We start from the raw sequence: 16,846 nt of genomic DNA, 5'->3' as shown, positions 1-16,846 counted from the left end.
CCTGATGGTCTACTTCGTCCGCACCGCCGGAGAAGCTGACGTCGAAAAGATACGCGTGCTGCTCGCGGAGACGTTCCACAATACCTATGATCCGTTCTACGGAGCGGAGCACGTGGGGCGATTGGTTGGAGCCTGGCATTCGCCGGCAGCCATCCGCTCCCGCATCCTAAAGCGCGAGGGCGAATTCCTCGTCGCCGATAGCGGGCGGGAGATCGGCGGCATCGGTTATGCGGCCATGTATCCCAAGATGGTGAAGACGGCGATGCTGCATCAGCTCTACGTCAAGCCATCCTGCCAGAACGAAGGCATCGGGCGAGATATATTTGCCGAACTGGAAACCTGCTTTCCGGATGCGGAAATCATGCGGGTAGAGGTAGCCCTTCCCAATGTGCGCGCCATGTCCTTCTATCAGCGTCTCGGCTTCGTCGAAGTCGATCGCATGGAAGAGTGGGGAGCGCCAAACTCGGGGCTCCCCGCAGTGATCATGGAAAAGCAACTGGCGACGCAATAGGAGGTTTCCTCATGGCCGAGATCGTCATCCGTCGCGCCCGCGAGGCAGATCTGCCCGAACTGATCGCCCTCTTTGCCGAGGACGGCATTGGCGGACATGGGGACACGACGGAGGCTTCCGCTTTTGACGATTATCTCCGCGCCTTCCACATGATCGACGCTTCCGGCAACGAGCAGCTTTTCGTGGCCGACCGGGAGGGTGAGGTCGTCGGCACCTTCCAGATCCTGTTCAATCGCACGCTGACTGGCCGCGGATCTCTGTCGATGATCATCGAGGCCGTGCAGACGCGCGCCGATATGCGGGGTCAGGGAATCGGCGCCAGGATGATCGCCTACGCGATCGAGGAGGCGCGGCGCCGCGACTGCCGGCTGGTCCAGCTGACATCCAACGGCGCGCGGGTGGATGCCCATCGCTTCTACGAGCGCCTGGGCTTTTCCAAGAGCCATTTCGGCTTCAAGATGAAACTCAAATGAGCTCCACGCCTGGTGGAATCACTGGACATCGCGGAGTGCAAGCGGCATAACCGATGCACCTAGTTCAATGGCAAACCTGTTTTGCCAAGCCGACGGACATATCATGAAAACGCTTCTGCTTCAGATTTTCACCTGGTGGAATGGCCAGACGCTCGGCACGCGGTTCTTCACCTGGCGTCACGGCAAGAGGGTAGGCGAAGACGAATTCGGCAATATCTATTACGAAGGGCCGATGACCTCCTGGGGCAAGCCGAAGCGCTGGGTCATCTATAAGGATTATGCGGAAGCGTCAAAGATCGCGTCAGGCTGGCACGGCTGGATGCACTACCGCACGGACGTTCCGCCATCTCAGGAAGACTACAAGCCGCGCGAGTGGCAAAAGCCTCACAAGCCGAACCTGACCGGCACATCGGAGGCTTATCGGCCGAAGGGTTCCCTTGCGGGCGCTGGCGAACGTCCGCGTGTTACCGGCGACTATGATGCCTGGACGCCCGGCAATTGATACCTGCTTTGGCCACAATCGACATCTAGTCCTCGGCGCGGGCATGCGGCCGAGACGGGACTGATAATGACACGAAAGACGCTTTTTGTCGGCAAGCTGGTTGCCGCTGCTGCCTTGGCGGCGCTTTCGGTTCTGCCGGCAGAGCAGGCCGCCGCGGCACGGATTTCCAATTCGGTTGCGGTCTTTGCCGGGATCGACAAGATCACCGGACGCATTACGACATTCGATGTCTATGTGAACGAGACTGTCCAGTATGGCGCCCTGCAGGTGACGCCAAAGGTCTGCTATTCCCGTGACGAGAACGAGGCTCAGAAGATCGACGGCTTCGTGGAGGTGGATGAAATCACGCTCGACCGAAAGATCCGGCGGGTGTTTTCCGGCTGGATGTTCGCCGATAGCCCAGGCCTTAACGCAGTCGAACATCCGATCTACGATGTCTGGCTGACCGGCTGCAAGCAGAGCTCGGATGTTCCGGCGCCCGCCAAGCCGACGAACTGATTTTATTCAGAACGCCAGATGCGGCGAATCGACTGCTTGCTTCAGCAAGCCGAGATAATCGTCCTTGGGCACATCGATCGCTCCGAACGTCTTGAGATGCTCGGTGGTGAACTGCGTATCGAGAAGCGTGAAGCCCTTGGTCTTCAATCGGTCCACCAGATAGACCAGGCACATCTTGGACGCATTGGTGCGGCGGGAGAACATGCTTTCGCCGAAGAAGGCGGAGCCGAGCGAGACTCCGTAAAGGCCGCCCACCAGTTCTTCGCCCTCCCAGGCCTCCACGCTGTGGGCGTGGCCCATCCGATGAAGCTCGGAGTAGAGCTTGCGGATGGTGGAGTTGATCCAGGTGCTGGGACGATCCTGTGCCGGTTCCGCGCAGAGCGCCATCACGCCGGTGAAGTCTGTATTCACCCGGATGTCGAAAGGCGTCTTGCGGATCGCCTTGGCGAGGCTTTTGGAGACGTGAAAACCGTTGAGCGGCAGGACGCCGCGCATTTCGGGCTCGACCCAGAATATTTCCGGATCGTCGGCGGATTCCGCCATAGGGAAGAGCCCGATAGAATAGGCGCGCAGCAGGATTTCCGGAGTAATCGCCGGGTAGTATCTGCCGCGCCGCCCTGCCATTCTGTTCCTTAATGCGCTTCGTCGCCAGCCAGGTATTTCTCCAACCAATGGATATCATAGTCGCCGTTGGCGATGTCGGGATTATCGACCAGATCCCTGAAGAGCGGCAGCGTGGTCTTGATGCCCTCCACGACGAATTCATCGAGAACGCGGCGCAGGCGCATCATGCACTCGACGCGCGTGCGCCCGTGCACGATCAGCTTGCCGATCAGGCTGTCGTAGTAAGGCGGGATCTTGTAGCCCGCATAGGCGCCGGAATCAACGCGTACGCCAAGGCCACCGGGGACGTGGAAGTGCGTGATCGTGCCCGGCGAGGGAACGAAGGTGCGCGGATCTTCCGCGTTGATGCGGCACTCGATTGCGTGGCCGTTGAAGGAGATCTCGTCCTGGGTGACGGACAGGCCGGCGCCTGAAGCGACACGGATCTGCTCGTGCACAAGGTCGATGCCGGTGATCGCTTCGGTGATCGGATGCTCCACCTGCAGGCGGGTGTTCATTTCGATGAAATAGAACTCGCCGTTTTCGTAGAGGAACTCGATCGTGCCGGCGCCGCGGTATTTGAGCTTCTTCATGGCATCGGCGCAGACCTGGCCGATCTTCATGCGCTGCTCGACATTGAGGGCAGGGGAGTTGGCCTCTTCCCAAACCTTCTGGTGGCGGCGCTGAAGCGAGCAATCGCGTTCGCCGAGATGAATGGCGTTGCCTTCGCCATCGCCCACGACCTGGACTTCGATGTGGCGTGGTGTGCCGAGGTATTTTTCCATATAGACGGCTTCGTTGCCGAAGGCTGCCAGAGCCTCGGAGCGGGCCGTGGAGACGGCTTCATCGAGTTCAGCCTCGGTCTTGGCCACCTTCATGCCGCGTCCGCCGCCGCCGGCAGTCGCCTTGATCAGCACAGGAAAGCCGATTTCGCGGGCGATCTCTAGCGCGTTCTCCGGCTTGACCTCGCCGGCCGATCCGGGAACCACGGGAATACCCAGCGACTTGGCTGTTTCCTTGGCGGTGATCTTGTCACCCATGATACGGATATGCTCGGCGGTTGGGCCGATGAAGGTGATCCCGTGCGCATCCAGAATATCCGCGAACTTGGCGTTCTCGGACAGGAAGCCATAGCCGGGATGGACCGCGTCGGCGCCGGTGATCTCACAGGCGGCCACGATCTGGTGGATATTCAGGTAACTGTCGCGTGACGGCGGCGGGCCGATGCAGACGCTTTCGTCGGCCAGGCGCACGTGCATGGCATCCGAGTCCGCGGTGGAGTGAACCGCGACCGTCGCAATTCCGAGCTCCTTGCAGGCGCGCAGCACGCGAAGCGCGATTTCACCGCGGTTGGCTATGAGGATCTTGGAAATCATGAGATGGCCTTACTCGACAATAACGAGCGGCTGACCGTATTCGACGGGCTGCGCATCGTTGATGAGGATTTCCGTCACCTTGCCCGAGCGAGGCGAAGGGATCTGGTTCATCGTCTTCATGGCCTCGATGATCAGCAGCGTCTGGCCTTCCTTGACGGTCGCGCCTACTTCGATGAAGTCGCGCGCGCCGGGAGCAGGAGCGAGATAGACGGTGCCAACCATGGGTGCGGTGACCGCGTTCTTGTTGTCTGCGGCACTGGGTGCGGCGACGGCGGGTGCGGAAGCCGCGGCGGCCGGAGCCGGAGCATAGGCGGGGCCTGCCATGGGCGCCTGAATATATTGCGGAGTGCCGGCGCGCGAAACGCGGATGCGCAGGTCGTCCTGCTCCACTTCGATTTCCGTCAGATCGGTCTCATTGAGGATGTTCGCGAGGTCGCGGATCAGTCCCTTGTCGATCCCGTTTTTTTTCTCAGACATGGCAAACCCTATTGTTCTGTTTATCTTGTCAGGTGTTTATGGATTTCAAAGCATGCAGGGCAAGAATGTAGCTCGATGGTCCGAAGCCGCATATCACGCCCTTGCAGGCCGCCGCGATCATGGAATGATGGCGGAATTCTTCGCGCGCATGAACATTGGAAATGTGAAGCTCGACGACCGGTATGGAGATCGCCTTGATAGCGTCATGGAGAGCGAGCGATGTATGGGTATAGGCGCCGGCATTGATAGCAACGCCCACAGCTTTCTCGCCCGCCTCATGCAGCCAATCGACCAACAGGCCCTCGTGGTTGCTTTGACGGAAGTCGATCTCGAAGTCCAGTTCCCGACCGGCCACACGGCAATCGTCCTCGATGTCCTTCAAGGTCTTGCCGCCATAGATGCCAGGCTCGCGCTTTCCAAGCATGTTCAGGTTGGGGCCATTGAGGACGAAGATCGTCTTGCTCATCGCTGGTCTATTGTTCCATTGCACTATTCAGCGGCCACCTATAGACCGCCGCAAAGGCAAGGGAAAGCCCCTGGCGCGCGCAAACAGCCTGCGTCCACTGGAGCCGTGCGTGGATCGTGTCCGGTCAGCAGGTGGACTTACCGCAGGACCGGACATTCGCAATCTTTTCCTCGATTGCTTCCTGTCCGACGGCTCCGAACAAAGCCTCATTCCCGACCACATAGGTAGGCGTACCGGTAATTCCGATTGCATTGGCAAGCTGATAGGCCTGCCGTACCTGGCCGTCGTTTGGATTTTGCACCATCGACTTGCGGATTTCGGCTTCGTTGAGGCCAAGCGAAGTGGCGACGGCAATGGCCGTCTGCTCCGAAGCATGTTCCTGGCCGCCGAGAAGCGCCCGATGAAACTGTGCATACTTCTCCGGCGCCAGCAGGCGCACCGCATTGGCGACCCGATGCGCCGCGATGGAGTCTGGCCCCAGGATCGGAAATTCCTTGAGGATGAAGCGGACGTTCTTGTCCTTGGCCAGGATGTCGTCCATGTCGCTCAGCGCATGCTTGCAGTAGCCGCAATTGTAATCGAAGAACTCGACGATGGTGACATCGCCCTTCGGATTGCCAAGCGTGATGTCTACCGGCGAGGCGAAGATCTGGTCCTTGTTTTCGGTCACGCCCTTGGTGGATTGCGCCAGCCGCATGGCCTGTTGCTTGGCTTCGAGCGCATTCTGCGCCTCGATCAACACTTCGGGGTTCTGCACCAGGTATTCCCGGATGAAATCGCCCATTTCCTTCTTTTGGCTGTCGTCCAGCGCCAGTGCCGGCGCTGCGGTCGACAGGAGCACGGCCAGGGCCGAACCGGCGGCCAGGGTTTTGAACAGGGGCTTCATGATTATCCTCGACTTGTCGTGCAGGGCAGAGCCCTCGAATTGATTTGCCGCCAACTTATGCGATGGGGACGAAGGGCGAAACCGGAAACAAGCGGCCGCCAGCCAAGCTCGTTCAAAACTCCGGCACAACTGTCCAAAAGAGACGGCCGCGGAGTGCGCGGCCGTCTCGTCAGTTCATGTCATTGTTCTCAGAAGAAGCCGCGGCGCTGCCACCAGCCCGCCTTCTTCGGCTTGCTCGGGTCAGTCTCGCCGTCGTTTTCCGCCGAGGGGGCAGGATCGGAGCTGCGGACGACCGGCGGGCTGGACGAGGAAATGTTGGACGCGCGATTGGCGCGGCTTCTGGTTTCCTCAATCTCAGCGGTGCTCTCGACCTCCGCTTCCGGTGCAGCCGGCTGTTCTGCCGCAGCTTCAGGAGCCGTTTCTACTTGCGAAGCCACGGGTGCTTCCGGTGTTTCGGCAGCAGTTTCAGAGGGCTGCTCGGCAGCGGCTTCCGCTGGAGCGGATACATCTTCCGCGGCTGCAGGCGCGCTCTTGGCACGACGCGGACGGCGGCCCTTCTTAGGTTCCTCGACCGGAGCGGCTACAGCCTCCTCGGCCTCGACCGGAGCAGTTGCGGCCTCGACGGCGGGTTCTGCCGACATTACGTCCGCTTCTACCGTGCTATCGCCGATAACCTCAGCGGAACCTTCTTCGGCATCGTCCGAAGCCTGGACTTCCTGGCCATCCTCGTCTTCGCGACCACGACGACCGCCACGCTTTCCACGCCGGCGGCGCTTGCGGCGACCGTTCTCATCGGTCTCGGATTCTGCGGGAGGCGTCGCCAGTTCGGCTGCGGTCTCGTCGCCTTCCTCGTGCTCGTCATCACCTTCGTCATCGGAATCCTGGTCGGACTGCGCAGCCTGTGCATCGCCATTCCGTTCGCCATTGCGGTTACGGCGACGACGACGACGCTTGCGCTTGCGGCCGTTCTGGTCGTCACCCTGGCTCGGTTGTTCACCTTGCGCCGCTGGGGCGGGAGCCGCAGCAACGACGTCGTCCTCTTCCTCCTCATCGGCTTCGATGATGACCTCGTCATCCTCTTCCTCGACAGGCAGGGCCGCGAACTGCATCAGGCTTTCGATCCGGACCGGGGTTTCCACCGGTTCGCCGCGGTCGATTGCAAAATGGCTGGCGCCGATGCTGATGTCCGACTCGATGAAGATCGCGACGCCGAAGCGGTTTTCGTAATCCATCACCGTCTGGCGTTTGTGGTTCAGCAGATAGAGCGCAATGTCCTGCGTGGTGCGAACCGTGATGTCATGCGTGGTGTTCTTGAGGAGATATTCCTCGATGCCGCGCAGAACATGCAGCGCGACCGACGACTGCGACCGGACATGCCCGGTGCCGCCGCAATGCGAGCAGATCTGGGTGGTCGATTCCAGCACTGAAGCGCGAATGCGCTGGCGCGACATTTCCATCAGACCGAAATGCGAGATGCGGCCGACCTGGATGCGGGCGCGGTCGTTCTTCAGGCAATCCTTCAGCTTCTTCTCGACGGCGCGATTGTTGCGCTTCTCTTCCATGTCGATGAAGTCGATGACGATCAGGCCGGCCAGGTCGCGCAGCCGCAACTGGCGAGCCACTTCCTCGGCAGCTTCCAGGTTCGTCTGCAGTGCCGTTTCTTCGATTGAGTGCTCGCGGGTCGAGCGACCCGAGTTGACGTCGATCGCCACCAGCGCTTCGGTCTGGTTTATGATCAGGTAACCGCCAGACTTCAGCGTCACCTGCGGCTGCAGCATGCGGTCCAGCTGCGCCTCGATGCCCGAGCGCGAGAAGATCGGATGAATATCGCGATAGGGCTGAACCACCTTGGCGTGGCTCGGCATCAGCATCTTCATGAAGTCCTTGGCTTCACGATAGCCTTCCTCGCCCGAAACGATGATCTCCGAGATGTCCTTGTTGTAAAGGTCACGGATGGAGCGCTTGATGAGCGAGCCTTCCTCGTAGACGAGGGTGGGAGCAGTCGAGGCGAGCGTCAGCGTGCGGACGTTTTCCCACAGGCGCATCAAATATTCGAAGTCGCGTTTGATCTCGACACGAGTGCGGTTCGCACCGGCCGTGCGCAGGATAACCCCCATGCCCTGCGGCACTTCGAGCTCGCGCGCAACTTCCTTGAGACGCTTGCGGTCCTGTGGCTGGGTGATCTTGCGGGAAATACCGCCGCCACGCGCCGTGTTGGGCATCAGCACCGAGTAGCGTCCGGCAAGCGACAGATAGGTGGTGAGGGCCGCGCCCTTGTTGCCGCGTTCTTCCTTGGCAACCTGCACCAGCAGGATCTGCCGGCGCTTGATGACTTCCTGGATGCGGTACTGCTTGCGCGGCTTGCGCATGACGCGGTCCGGAACCTCTTCCATGGCATCTTCGGCGCCGACCGATTCGATCACTTCCTTTTCGCCGTGATCGTCGTCGTCATCATCGTCGTCATCGTGGCGGCGGCCGACATCGACATCCTCCGAGATCGAATCGGCATCGACCATCGCGGCCATCCCGCCGGGCGTGGAGCCGTCGTCGTCATTGTCCGAAGTCTCGGAAGACGGGGTCTCGGAGGTGGATTCGTCGGCGGCTGCCTTGGTTTCTTCGGCTGCCGGCTCCACGACCTTCTTGCGCGAACGGCTGCGGCGCGGCTTGGCCTTTGCAGGCGCTTCATCCGCTACGATAGGCGTTTCGCCGGGGCTGACCTCGGCGGCTTCGGCGCCAGCCTCGCTAGCGAGTTCTTCAACGTGCGAGGCGTCGGCGATGCCGACATCCGGCTGCTCTTCGCTGGCGAAATCGACGATCGGATCCGCACCTTCGGCCTCAGCGATCCTGCGCTGATCCTCGGCTTCCTGCTGCATCAGAGCCTGACGGTCTGCCAGCGGGATCTGGTAATAATCGGGATGGATTTCGGCAAAAGCCAGAAAACCATGGCGATTGCCGCCGTAATCAACGAAGGCCGCCTGAAGCGAGGGTTCTACCCGGGTGACTTTCGCCAGATAGATATTGCCGCGTATCTGTTTCTTATGCTGCGATTCGAAATCGAATTCTTCGATACGACTGCCGCGAACAACGACTACGCGCGTCTCCTCTTCGTGAGACGCATCGATAAGCATTTTGTCTGCCATTGAAATTCTGCTCCTCGGCGCCGCGCGGATGCAGAAAAGCCTGCCACAGGGATTTCCCCTTGGACAGGCTCGTCAAACCAAACATGCGTCGTGCCGGATAAAGATGATCCCGCCCGGTGCGGTTGTGGCGGCAGCCGCAAAGACAGCGGAGACATAGGCCTCCCTGATCTCTGCCGGTTCTGAAAATTGTGCCGCGACATCAAAAACCAAACGAGAATGACGTAACCAAAGACCCGAAGGTCCGATGAAATTGCTCCAATGAGCTGGGTGGCGTGCCACCCGGGTACTGCTCCGGCCACCGCCGGACGGATCGTGCATCAGGAAAAAATGTAGCGACGGCGGATGACTGTTTGGTCCTCGGCGCCAGGTCCTGAAGAGGTTGGCCAGCCCACCGGCAGACTATCCCGTCAACACTTTAACCTTCGTCCGCGTTGTATGGTTTATCTGTCACAATAGCAAGGGAAAAGCCGGAACCGCCTTATTGTCGATGGAATTTGCACTCTTAACAGCAGGGCGGACAGGCAGACGATTCGGTTCAATTTCGAGCAAAAACGTTGCGGCATAGGCGTTTGCGTCAGGATGCCGGGAACGCCTTCGTGCGCAGCATCGAAATGCGGATCAAGAGCGGGGCTGAGGTCGAATGAGAGTTGTGCGGCTGAGAGCGGTAATAGTGCGAATCGCTTGGCGTGCACTGCTTCTGCTCAGCCTTGGATCAGGCGGATTGTCTCACGCTTCCGCAGCCCAGCCTATGCTTGCCTTTGCTGCCCGCATTGCCGGAGATGCCGCCCGCACCCGCATCGTGCTGGACTTCGAGGAGAAGCCGGAATTCTCCATACATTATATATCAGGGCCGGACCGGGTCATCGTGGATCTTCCGGCCACTGCTTTCGGCTTCCCGGCCGACCAGCTCGCGCCCCGCGGTCTGTTCAAGGATATCCGCTATGGCACCATGGGCGAAGATAGTGCCCGCATCGTGCTGACGGCGATCAAGCCGGTGAAGCTCGTGCTGGCTCAGACACAGGCGAACGAGAATGGCGGCTATCGGCTGGTTCTCGATGCGGAAATGACGACCCGTGAGGAATTTGCCGGCCTGATGAAGAGCCAGAGCTGGGGCGCCGTGGTGCCGGATGTTTCGCAGGCCGTCCCGCTGGAAGATGGCGCCAAGGACAGCGTCTTCACTGTCGCGATCGATGCCGGCCATGGTGGGATCGATGCCGGGGCGACGGCATCCGTCAGCAAGATGCCGGAAAAAACCATCACGCTGGGCTTTGCCCGGATGCTGGCCGAGAGGATGAATAAGCTCCCGGGCGTAAAGGCCTTCCTCACGCGCGACGACGACACCTTCCTTTCCCTATCGGAACGGGTGGCGATCGCGCGTCAACACCATGCCGATCTGTTCATCTCGCTGCATGCGGACACGCTGTCGCAGAAAGATATTCGTGGGGCGACCGTCTACACGCTTTCCGACAAGGCTTCGGACCGCATGGCGGAAAACCTTGCGGCACGCGAAAATCTGTCCGATGAAATTGCCGGCTTCACCATTCAGAGCGGGCCTCCTGAAGTGGCCGACATTCTGCTCGACCTTGCGCGCCGGGAAACCCAGGCCTTTTCGATCGCGCTTGCGGATAATGTCGTGAAATCTTTCGAAGGACAGGTGGGGCTGATCAACAATCCGCACCGGCAGGCGGGCTTCCAGGTTCTGCGCGCGCCGGACATTCCCTCCGTCCTGCTGGAACTCGGCTTTCTCTCCAACCCCGAGGACGAGAAGCTGCTGATGGACGAAGCCTGGCGCAGCAAGATCGCCGACCTGCTTACCAATGCGGTCGATCGATACCGCGGACGCTCTCTCGTCAATGGCGGCTGACAGAGGTTCGGTTGCCGTGGCTCATCGGTCACAAGTAACCGACTTCGTCTGCGACGCCGCATGCTTGCGGGAATTACCGGGGCAGAGCCCTATTTTACTCACATTCAAACGGTTATTCCCTAAGGATCAAGCGCGAACAATAACAAGGGGTCGATCCTCGTCATGTCTTGCGCTGGCGTCATCACCATGCAAAACGCCTGAAACTGTGCGATAGTGTGCTTTGCGCACCGATGGAAAGCTGGACGGTAGTTCCGACATGATCAGACTGATTGGATATTTCTTTGGAATGGCCTGCGTCCTGTTTCTGGGCGTCGCAGCGGCCGCCGCCATTTATCTGAGTGTCATGATCAAGGGGCTTCCCGATTACGAAGTTCTTGCATCGTATGAGCCGCCTGTCGCGACGCGCGTGCATGCAGGCAATGGGGCGTTGATGTCGGAATATGCGCGCGAACGCCGCCTGTTCCTGCCGATCCAGGCGATCCCGGATCGTGTCAAGGCCGCCTTTCTCTCGGCCGAAGACAAGAATTTCTACAATCACCCGGGCGTCGACATTTCCGGTCTCGGCCGTGCCGTGATGCTGCTGGCAACAGGTGGCCCCATGCAGGGTGGCTCCACGATCACCCAGCAGGTCGCGAAGAACTTTCTTCTCACCAATGAGAGGTCCTTCGAGCGCAAGGTCAAGGAAGCCATTCTGTCCTTCCGCATCGAGCAGGCCTATTCGAAGGACAAGATCCTCGAACTCTACCTCAACGAGATCTTCTTCGGGCTCAACGCCTATGGCATTGCCGGCGCTGCACTTACCTATTTCGACAAGTCCGTGACCGAATTGACGACGTCGGAGGCCGCTTATCTCGCCTCGCTTCCCAAGGGCCCGGCGAACTACAATCCCTATCGCCACCCGGAGGCTGCGCTCGAGCGCCGTAACTGGGTGATCGATCGCATGGCCGAGAATGGCTACATCACCCAAAGCGATGCCGACGACGCCAAGAAACAACCTCTCGGCGTCAAGCAGCGCCGCAGTGGCGGCCAGGTATTCGCCTCCGATTTCTTCGCGGAAGAAGTTCGCCGGCAGTTGATCGAGCGCTATGGCGACAAATCCCTCTACGAGGGCGGGTTGTCTGTGCGCACGTCGCTGGACCCGCAATTGCAGATCATGGCGCGCAGGGCGCTTCAGAATGGCCTCGTGGAATATGACGAGCGCCGCGGCTATCGTGGTCCTATGGCCTCCATCGATATTTCGTCGGATTGGGGACCGGCCCTCGTCAAGGCGATCGGCGAAGGCAAGTTCGTCGATCTGCGCGACGTGCCCGAGTGGAAGCTTGCAGTGGTGCTGAGCACCTCGGCGAAATCGGTCGAAATCGGCCTGCGGCCTGGAACTGACGGTGCCGGCAAAGTAGAAGCCGCCCGCGAAACCGGGACGATCGCCGCGGACGACATGAAATGGGCCTATCGGGACGCCAGCGGAGACCGCAAGACGGCAAGATCGCCGGACGGCGTGTTGAAGCGCGGGGACGTCGTCTATGTCGAGCCGCTGCCGGGTGATGGCAGGACCTACCGCCTGCGGCAGCCGCCGAAGGTTCAGGGCGGTTTCGTTGCGATGGATCCGAACACTGGACGCGTGCTTGCCATGGTCGGCGGATTTTCCTACGCGCAATCGGAATTCAACCGTGCCACGCAGGCCATGCGCCAGCCGGGCTCGTCGTTCAAGCCCTTCGTCTACGCGGCTGCTCTCGACAACGGCTATACGCCTGCATCGGTGATCCTGGACGCGCCGATCGAGGTCGTCTCCGGCGGCAAGGTCTGGAGCCCGGACAATTACGGGGAAGAGGGCAGCAACGGCCCATCGACGCTTCGTTTCGGTATCGAACATTCGCGCAACCAGATGACCGTCCGTCTGGCCCAGGACATGGGCATGGAACTGGTGGCGGAATATGCCGAGCGCTTCGGCATCTACGACAAGATGCTGCCGGTACTGGCCATGTCGCTCGGCTCCGGCGAGACGACGGTCATGCGCATGGTCTCGGCCTATGCCGTGATCGCCAATGGCGGCAAGCAGATCAAGCCGACCGTCATCGACCGTATCCAGGACCGCTACGGCAAGACGATTTTCCGCCACGAGGAACGCACCTGCGACGGCTGCAATGCCAATGACTGGGCGAACCAGGAAGAGCCCGTCCTGGCGGATAACCGGGAACAGGTTCTGGACCCGATGACCTCCTACCAGATCACGTCCATGATGCAGGGTGTGGTGACGCGGGGAACCGCGGCCGGCAAGATCCCCGTCAAGGACCGGGACGTAGCCGGCAAGACCGGTACGACCAATGATGAAAAGGACGCATGGTTCGTCGGCTTTACCCCCAATCTGGTGGCGGGACTTTACCTTGGCTTCGACACGCCGGCGCCGCTTGGCCGCGGCAGCACGGGCGGCGGTCTCTCGGCTCCGATTTTCGGTCAGTTTCTGGCCGACGCCGCCAAGCTGATGCCGGCCGAGCGGTTCCATGTGCCAGAAGGCATGCAGCTTATCGCCGTCAACCGCAAGACCGGCATGGCGGCAATGGAAGGCGAGCCGGACACGATCGTCGAAGCCTTCAAGCCTGGTACAGGCCCGGCCGATTCCTTCCACGTGATCGGTGAAGGCGAGAATATGAGCCAGGACCAGATCCTGGAATCCTCGCCGCAGGCGCAGCAGGCCGTGACCTCGGGCGCCGCCGGCCTATTCTGAACTCCGAGCCTCACCCGCAGGTCTTTACAACCGTTGTCGGCGCAACTATGTCGGCGGCAACCTCAACTTCTGTAATGAGAGAAGACGAAGCGCCATGCGTGCGGAAATGATCAACGTAGTCGATGAAATCAAGCAGGCCATAAGCCTGCTGAGGAGGCATCTTTGACTGGGACCAGGCGGTAAGACGGCTGGACTGGCTGAACAACAAGTCCGAAGACCCGAACCTTTGGAACGATGCCACTGAAGCGCAGAAGCTGATGCGCGAGCGTCAGAATCTCGACGATTCCATCAGCGGCGTGCGCAAGCTTGAACAGCAGGTCGAAGACAATATCGAGATGATCGCGCTCGGCGAGGAAGAGGGCGATGCGGGCATCGTCGCGGAAGCCGAAGAAGCTTTGAAGGCGCTGCGCAACGAGGCATCGCGCCGGCAGGTCGAGGCCATGCTCTCGGGCGAAGCCGACAGCAACGACACCTATGTCGAAGTCCATTCGGGTGCCGGCGGCACGGAAAGCCAGGACTGGGCCAACATGCTTCTGCGCATGTATACCCGCTGGGCCGAACGCCAGCGCTTCAAGGTCGAGCTTCTCGAAGTGCATGACGGCGAAGAAGCAGGCATCAAGTCGGCGACGCTGCTGGTCAAGGGGCACAATGCCTATGGCTGGCTGAAGACCGAATCAGGCGTGCACCGGCTGGTGCGCATTTCGCCCTATGACAGCAATGCCCGGCGCCATACCTCGTTCTCGTCGATCTGGGTTTATCCGGTCGTCGATGATTCCATCCAGATCGATATCAACGAGAGCGATTGCCGTATCGATACCTATCGCTCCTCTGGCGCCGGCGGCCAGCACGTCAACACGACGGACTCTGCCGTGCGCATTACCCATATGCCTTCGGGGATCGTCGTGGCGTGCCAGCAGGAACGCTCGCAGCACAAGAACCGGGCAACGGCGTGGGAAATGCTGCGTGCCCGCTTGTACGAAGCCGAACTGAAGAAGCGCGAGGATGCCGCCAATGCCGAAGCGGCCTCGAAATCCGAGATCGGCTGGGGTCACCAGATCCGTTCCTACGTGCTGCAGCCCTACCAGCAGGTCAAGGATCTACGCACGGGCGTTGTGAGCACCGCTCCGGACGACGTGCTCGACGGCGATCTCAACCCATTCATGGAAGCAGCACTGGCGCACCGCATCAGCGGCAAGCCCGACTTGGACGTAGCTGACGCCGAATAACGGCGACTCAATGGTAAGTTTGAAAACGGCCGGATCCTCATGATCCGGCCGTTTTCGTTCGTACGAGAATATCTCTACTGTGTAACAGAGGCAGCCGCGCGGCTGCGCAGCACGACCAGGGATAGCAGGAAGACGACGACCGAACAGGCGGCGATGATCGTCACCATGGGGCGGGAGGTGCCATCGACGAAGAGCCCTCCTATGCCGATAACGGTCGCGGAAGTGACGAACTGGATCGTTCCCATCATTGCCGAGGCGGTTCCTGCAATCCGACCGTGCTGTTCAAGCGCCAGGACTGCAGCCGTCGGGATGATCATGCCGAGGAAGGCATAGCCGCCGAACAGGAAGGCCGCCATCACATCCAGGCGTTCGATCCCGAAGGATGTCACCACCGCCAGCGAGACCATCATTGCGGAATATCCAAGCACCGCGCTGCGGATGACCTTGCGAAGTCCAATCCTTCTGGCAAGCCACCCGTTCATCTGGGACATGCCGATGAAGCCGACGGCATTGATGGAGAAGACGACGCTGTAGAATGATGGCGACAACCCGTAATGCTCGATCAAAACGAAAGCGGAGTTCGCGACATAGATCATGTAGCTGGCCATGCCGAAGGAAGCGATCAGCACCAGGCCGATGTAATAGGGGTCAGCCAGCAGGCTGCCATAGGCGCGGAATGCGCTTCGGACACTGCTTTCACTGCGGGCGGCGGGCAGGCGGGTTTCTTCCAGCCGGTAGAAGGTGACGGCGAAGCCCACGAGGCTGGCTGCGACCATGACCCAAAAGATCAGCCGCCAGTCGCCGAAGACGGTGACGATGCTGCCGGCAAGGGGAGCAAGGATGGGTGAGATGCTGAAGACCAGCATGAGCCGCGACATCAGTTGGGCGGCAGCCGGACCGGTGTGAAGGTCACGGACGATCGCCCGCGATATGACGACGCCCGCGCAAGCGCCCATGCCCTGAAGGAACCTGAAGCCGATCAGCCATTCGATGGACGGAGCGAGGGCGCAGCCGATCGCTCCGATTGCGTAAAGCATGAGGCCGATGTAGAGCGGCCGTTTTCGCCCGAACATGTCGGACAGTGGACCGTACACAATCTGCGAGACGGCCATGGCGGCGAAAAACGAGATGAGACTGGCCTGAACGGCGTGGCTGTCGGCCTTGAGGTCGGCGCTGATCGTGGGCAATGCCGGCAGATACATATCGAGCGCGAACAGCCCAATCGCCGAGAGCACCCCAAGCGTCAGGGCATGCGAGGAAGCTTTGCTTTGCATTTTGGAAAAGCCTTTCCCGTCACCACATCTGCAGAGAGATTGAGGTGTAGGACGATTATGGGATAGTGACATTGTTACAGCCTCTATGATCTCATGAGACTGTAATGTAAAATATTCTGGACACAATTGTCCAATCCGTCAAGCCCCGCTATGGTCATGTCATGAAAACTTCGTCTGCCGCTGCCAATCCGGACCTTGAAGCCAGCTCTCCCGCCCAGAGCAAGCGGCAGGCAATTCTGTCGGCGGCGGCGGATGTTTTTGCCGAAGAGGGATTTGCCGGCGCAAGTATCGACGCCATCGCCTCCCGGGCGGGGGTGTCGCGGCAGACGGTCTACAATCAGCTGGGTGACAAGGATAACCTCTTCAAGGTGGTCGTTGCGGAGATAACCGACCGGTCCACCTCCGGCTTCTTTCGTGTCCTGGACAATTTTCCCGTCGCTCCGGAAGACCTGGACAAGGAACTTACGGAGTTCTCGGCGCAACTCCTGCGCAAAGCCGTTTGCGATCCGAACGGCCGCTGGCTGAGAAAGCTGGTGGAAACCGAAGGCGCACGCTTTCCGGAGCTTTTCCAGACATGGAAGGAATACGGGCCCGGCAGGAAGTACCCGGCGATTGCAGCGAGGCTGGCGCAGCTCGCCCATGCGGGCTATCTCGATATCGACGATCCGGCACTCGCGGCCCGCCAGTATATGGCGCTGCTGGCGACAGACTTGCGCATCGATCTCCAGGTCGGACGCCTAACGCCGGATTCGGAAATCGACCGGATGGCCGCGGATGGAACCAGTACATTCCTGCGGGCCTTCAGGCGCAGGTCCTGAAACTGCGGGC

The 16,846-nt window shown here is 60.3% G+C and carries 15 protein-coding genes; 8 read left to right on the top strand and 7 right to left on the bottom strand.

Annotated elements, in window-relative coordinates:
• The first annotated feature begins 4 nt into the window (after positions 1 to 4).
• The 4 genes from EPK99_RS09420 (at position 5) to EPK99_RS09405 (ending at position 1,984) form a co-directional block, all read left to right on the top strand.
• The gene (locus EPK99_RS09420) at positions 5 to 511 is read left to right on the top strand and encodes a GNAT family N-acetyltransferase (protein ID WP_128442773.1); all 507 of its coding nucleotides are present in this window, start codon (positions 5 to 7) and stop codon (positions 509 to 511) included.
• Between the two features lie 11 nt (positions 512 to 522).
• Positions 523 to 984, top strand: a complete 462-nt coding sequence (locus tag EPK99_RS09415) for a GNAT family N-acetyltransferase (RefSeq protein ID WP_128442772.1) — start codon at positions 523 to 525, stop codon at positions 982 to 984.
• 103 nt (positions 985 to 1,087) lie between these two features.
• Positions 1,088 to 1,486, top strand: coding sequence for an NADH:ubiquinone oxidoreductase subunit NDUFA12 (locus EPK99_RS09410; RefSeq protein ID WP_128442771.1), 399 nt, complete (start codon positions 1,088 to 1,090; stop codon positions 1,484 to 1,486).
• A gap of 66 nt (positions 1,487 to 1,552) precedes the next feature.
• Positions 1,553 to 1,984 carry a DUF2155 domain-containing protein gene (locus EPK99_RS09405; RefSeq protein ID WP_128442770.1) on the top strand — a complete coding sequence of 144 codons (432 nt, stop codon included), beginning with the start codon at positions 1,553 to 1,555 and terminating at the stop codon, positions 1,982 to 1,984.
• Between the two features lie 6 nt (positions 1,985 to 1,990).
• Here EPK99_RS09405 and aat read toward each other — a convergent pair whose 3' ends face one another.
• The 6 genes from aat to EPK99_RS09375 form a co-directional block, all read right to left on the bottom strand.
• Positions 1,991 to 2,608, bottom strand: coding sequence for a leucyl/phenylalanyl-tRNA--protein transferase (gene aat / locus EPK99_RS09400; protein ID WP_128442769.1), 618 nt, complete (start codon positions 2,606 to 2,608; stop codon positions 1,991 to 1,993).
• A gap of 8 nt (positions 2,609 to 2,616) precedes the next feature.
• Positions 2,617 to 3,963: an acetyl-CoA carboxylase biotin carboxylase subunit gene (accC, locus tag EPK99_RS09395; protein ID WP_128442768.1), complete on the bottom strand. Its 1,347-nt coding sequence runs from the start codon at positions 3,961 to 3,963 to the stop codon at positions 2,617 to 2,619.
• A 9-nt stretch (positions 3,964 to 3,972) separates the two neighbouring features.
• Positions 3,973 to 4,440 (bottom strand): acetyl-CoA carboxylase biotin carboxyl carrier protein, encoded by a 468-nt coding sequence (gene accB / locus EPK99_RS09390; protein WP_128442767.1) that lies wholly within the window; start codon positions 4,438 to 4,440, stop codon positions 3,973 to 3,975.
• A 28-nt stretch (positions 4,441 to 4,468) separates the two neighbouring features.
• Positions 4,469 to 4,906, bottom strand: a complete 438-nt coding sequence (gene aroQ / locus EPK99_RS09385) for a type II 3-dehydroquinate dehydratase (protein ID WP_128442766.1) — start codon at positions 4,904 to 4,906, stop codon at positions 4,469 to 4,471.
• A gap of 124 nt (positions 4,907 to 5,030) precedes the next feature.
• The gene (locus EPK99_RS09380; protein WP_128442765.1) at positions 5,031 to 5,792 is read right to left on the bottom strand and encodes a DsbA family protein; all 762 of its coding nucleotides are present in this window, start codon (positions 5,790 to 5,792) and stop codon (positions 5,031 to 5,033) included.
• A 188-nt stretch (positions 5,793 to 5,980) separates the two neighbouring features.
• Positions 5,981 to 8,932, bottom strand: a complete 2,952-nt coding sequence (locus tag EPK99_RS09375) for an Rne/Rng family ribonuclease (RefSeq protein ID WP_128442764.1) — start codon at positions 8,930 to 8,932, stop codon at positions 5,981 to 5,983.
• 640 nt (positions 8,933 to 9,572) lie between these two features.
• Here EPK99_RS09375 and EPK99_RS09370 point away from each other — a divergent pair.
• The 3 genes from EPK99_RS09370 (at position 9,573) to prfB (ending at position 14,744) form a co-directional block, all read left to right on the top strand.
• Entirely contained in the window at positions 9,573 to 10,796 is a 1,224-nt protein-coding gene (locus EPK99_RS09370; protein WP_128442763.1) for an N-acetylmuramoyl-L-alanine amidase, read from the top strand.
• Between the two features lie 256 nt (positions 10,797 to 11,052).
• Positions 11,053 to 13,518, top strand: a complete 2,466-nt coding sequence (locus EPK99_RS09365; protein ID WP_128442762.1) for a penicillin-binding protein 1A — start codon at positions 11,053 to 11,055, stop codon at positions 13,516 to 13,518.
• Between the two features lie 94 nt (positions 13,519 to 13,612).
• Positions 13,613 to 14,744 (top strand): peptide chain release factor 2 gene (gene prfB / locus EPK99_RS09360; protein WP_128442761.1). Its coding sequence is split into 2 segments (ribosomal slippage): positions 13,613 to 13,681 and positions 13,683 to 14,744, totalling 1,131 coding nucleotides; the frame shifts between segments, so codons are not numbered across the junction.
• Between the two features lie 74 nt (positions 14,745 to 14,818).
• On the opposite strand, the gene EPK99_RS09355 is transcribed toward prfB, so the two are convergent.
• Positions 14,819 to 16,018 (bottom strand): multidrug effflux MFS transporter, encoded by a 1,200-nt coding sequence (locus tag EPK99_RS09355; protein WP_128442760.1) that lies wholly within the window; start codon positions 16,016 to 16,018, stop codon positions 14,819 to 14,821.
• 161 nt (positions 16,019 to 16,179) lie between these two features.
• Here EPK99_RS09355 and EPK99_RS09350 point away from each other — a divergent pair, with 161 nt between their 5' ends.
• Complete coding sequence (locus EPK99_RS09350; RefSeq protein WP_128442759.1) at positions 16,180 to 16,836, top strand: TetR/AcrR family transcriptional regulator; 657 nt, start codon at positions 16,180 to 16,182, stop codon at positions 16,834 to 16,836.
• The last annotated feature ends 10 nt before the right edge of the window (positions 16,837 to 16,846 follow it).

This window comes from Neorhizobium lilium (assembly GCF_004053875.1).
Classification (GTDB): Bacteria; Pseudomonadota; Alphaproteobacteria; order Rhizobiales; family Rhizobiaceae; genus Neorhizobium; species Neorhizobium lilii.
Note: the sequence above shows the minus strand (reverse complement) of the source record. Positions and strands in the feature narration are given on the sequence as shown.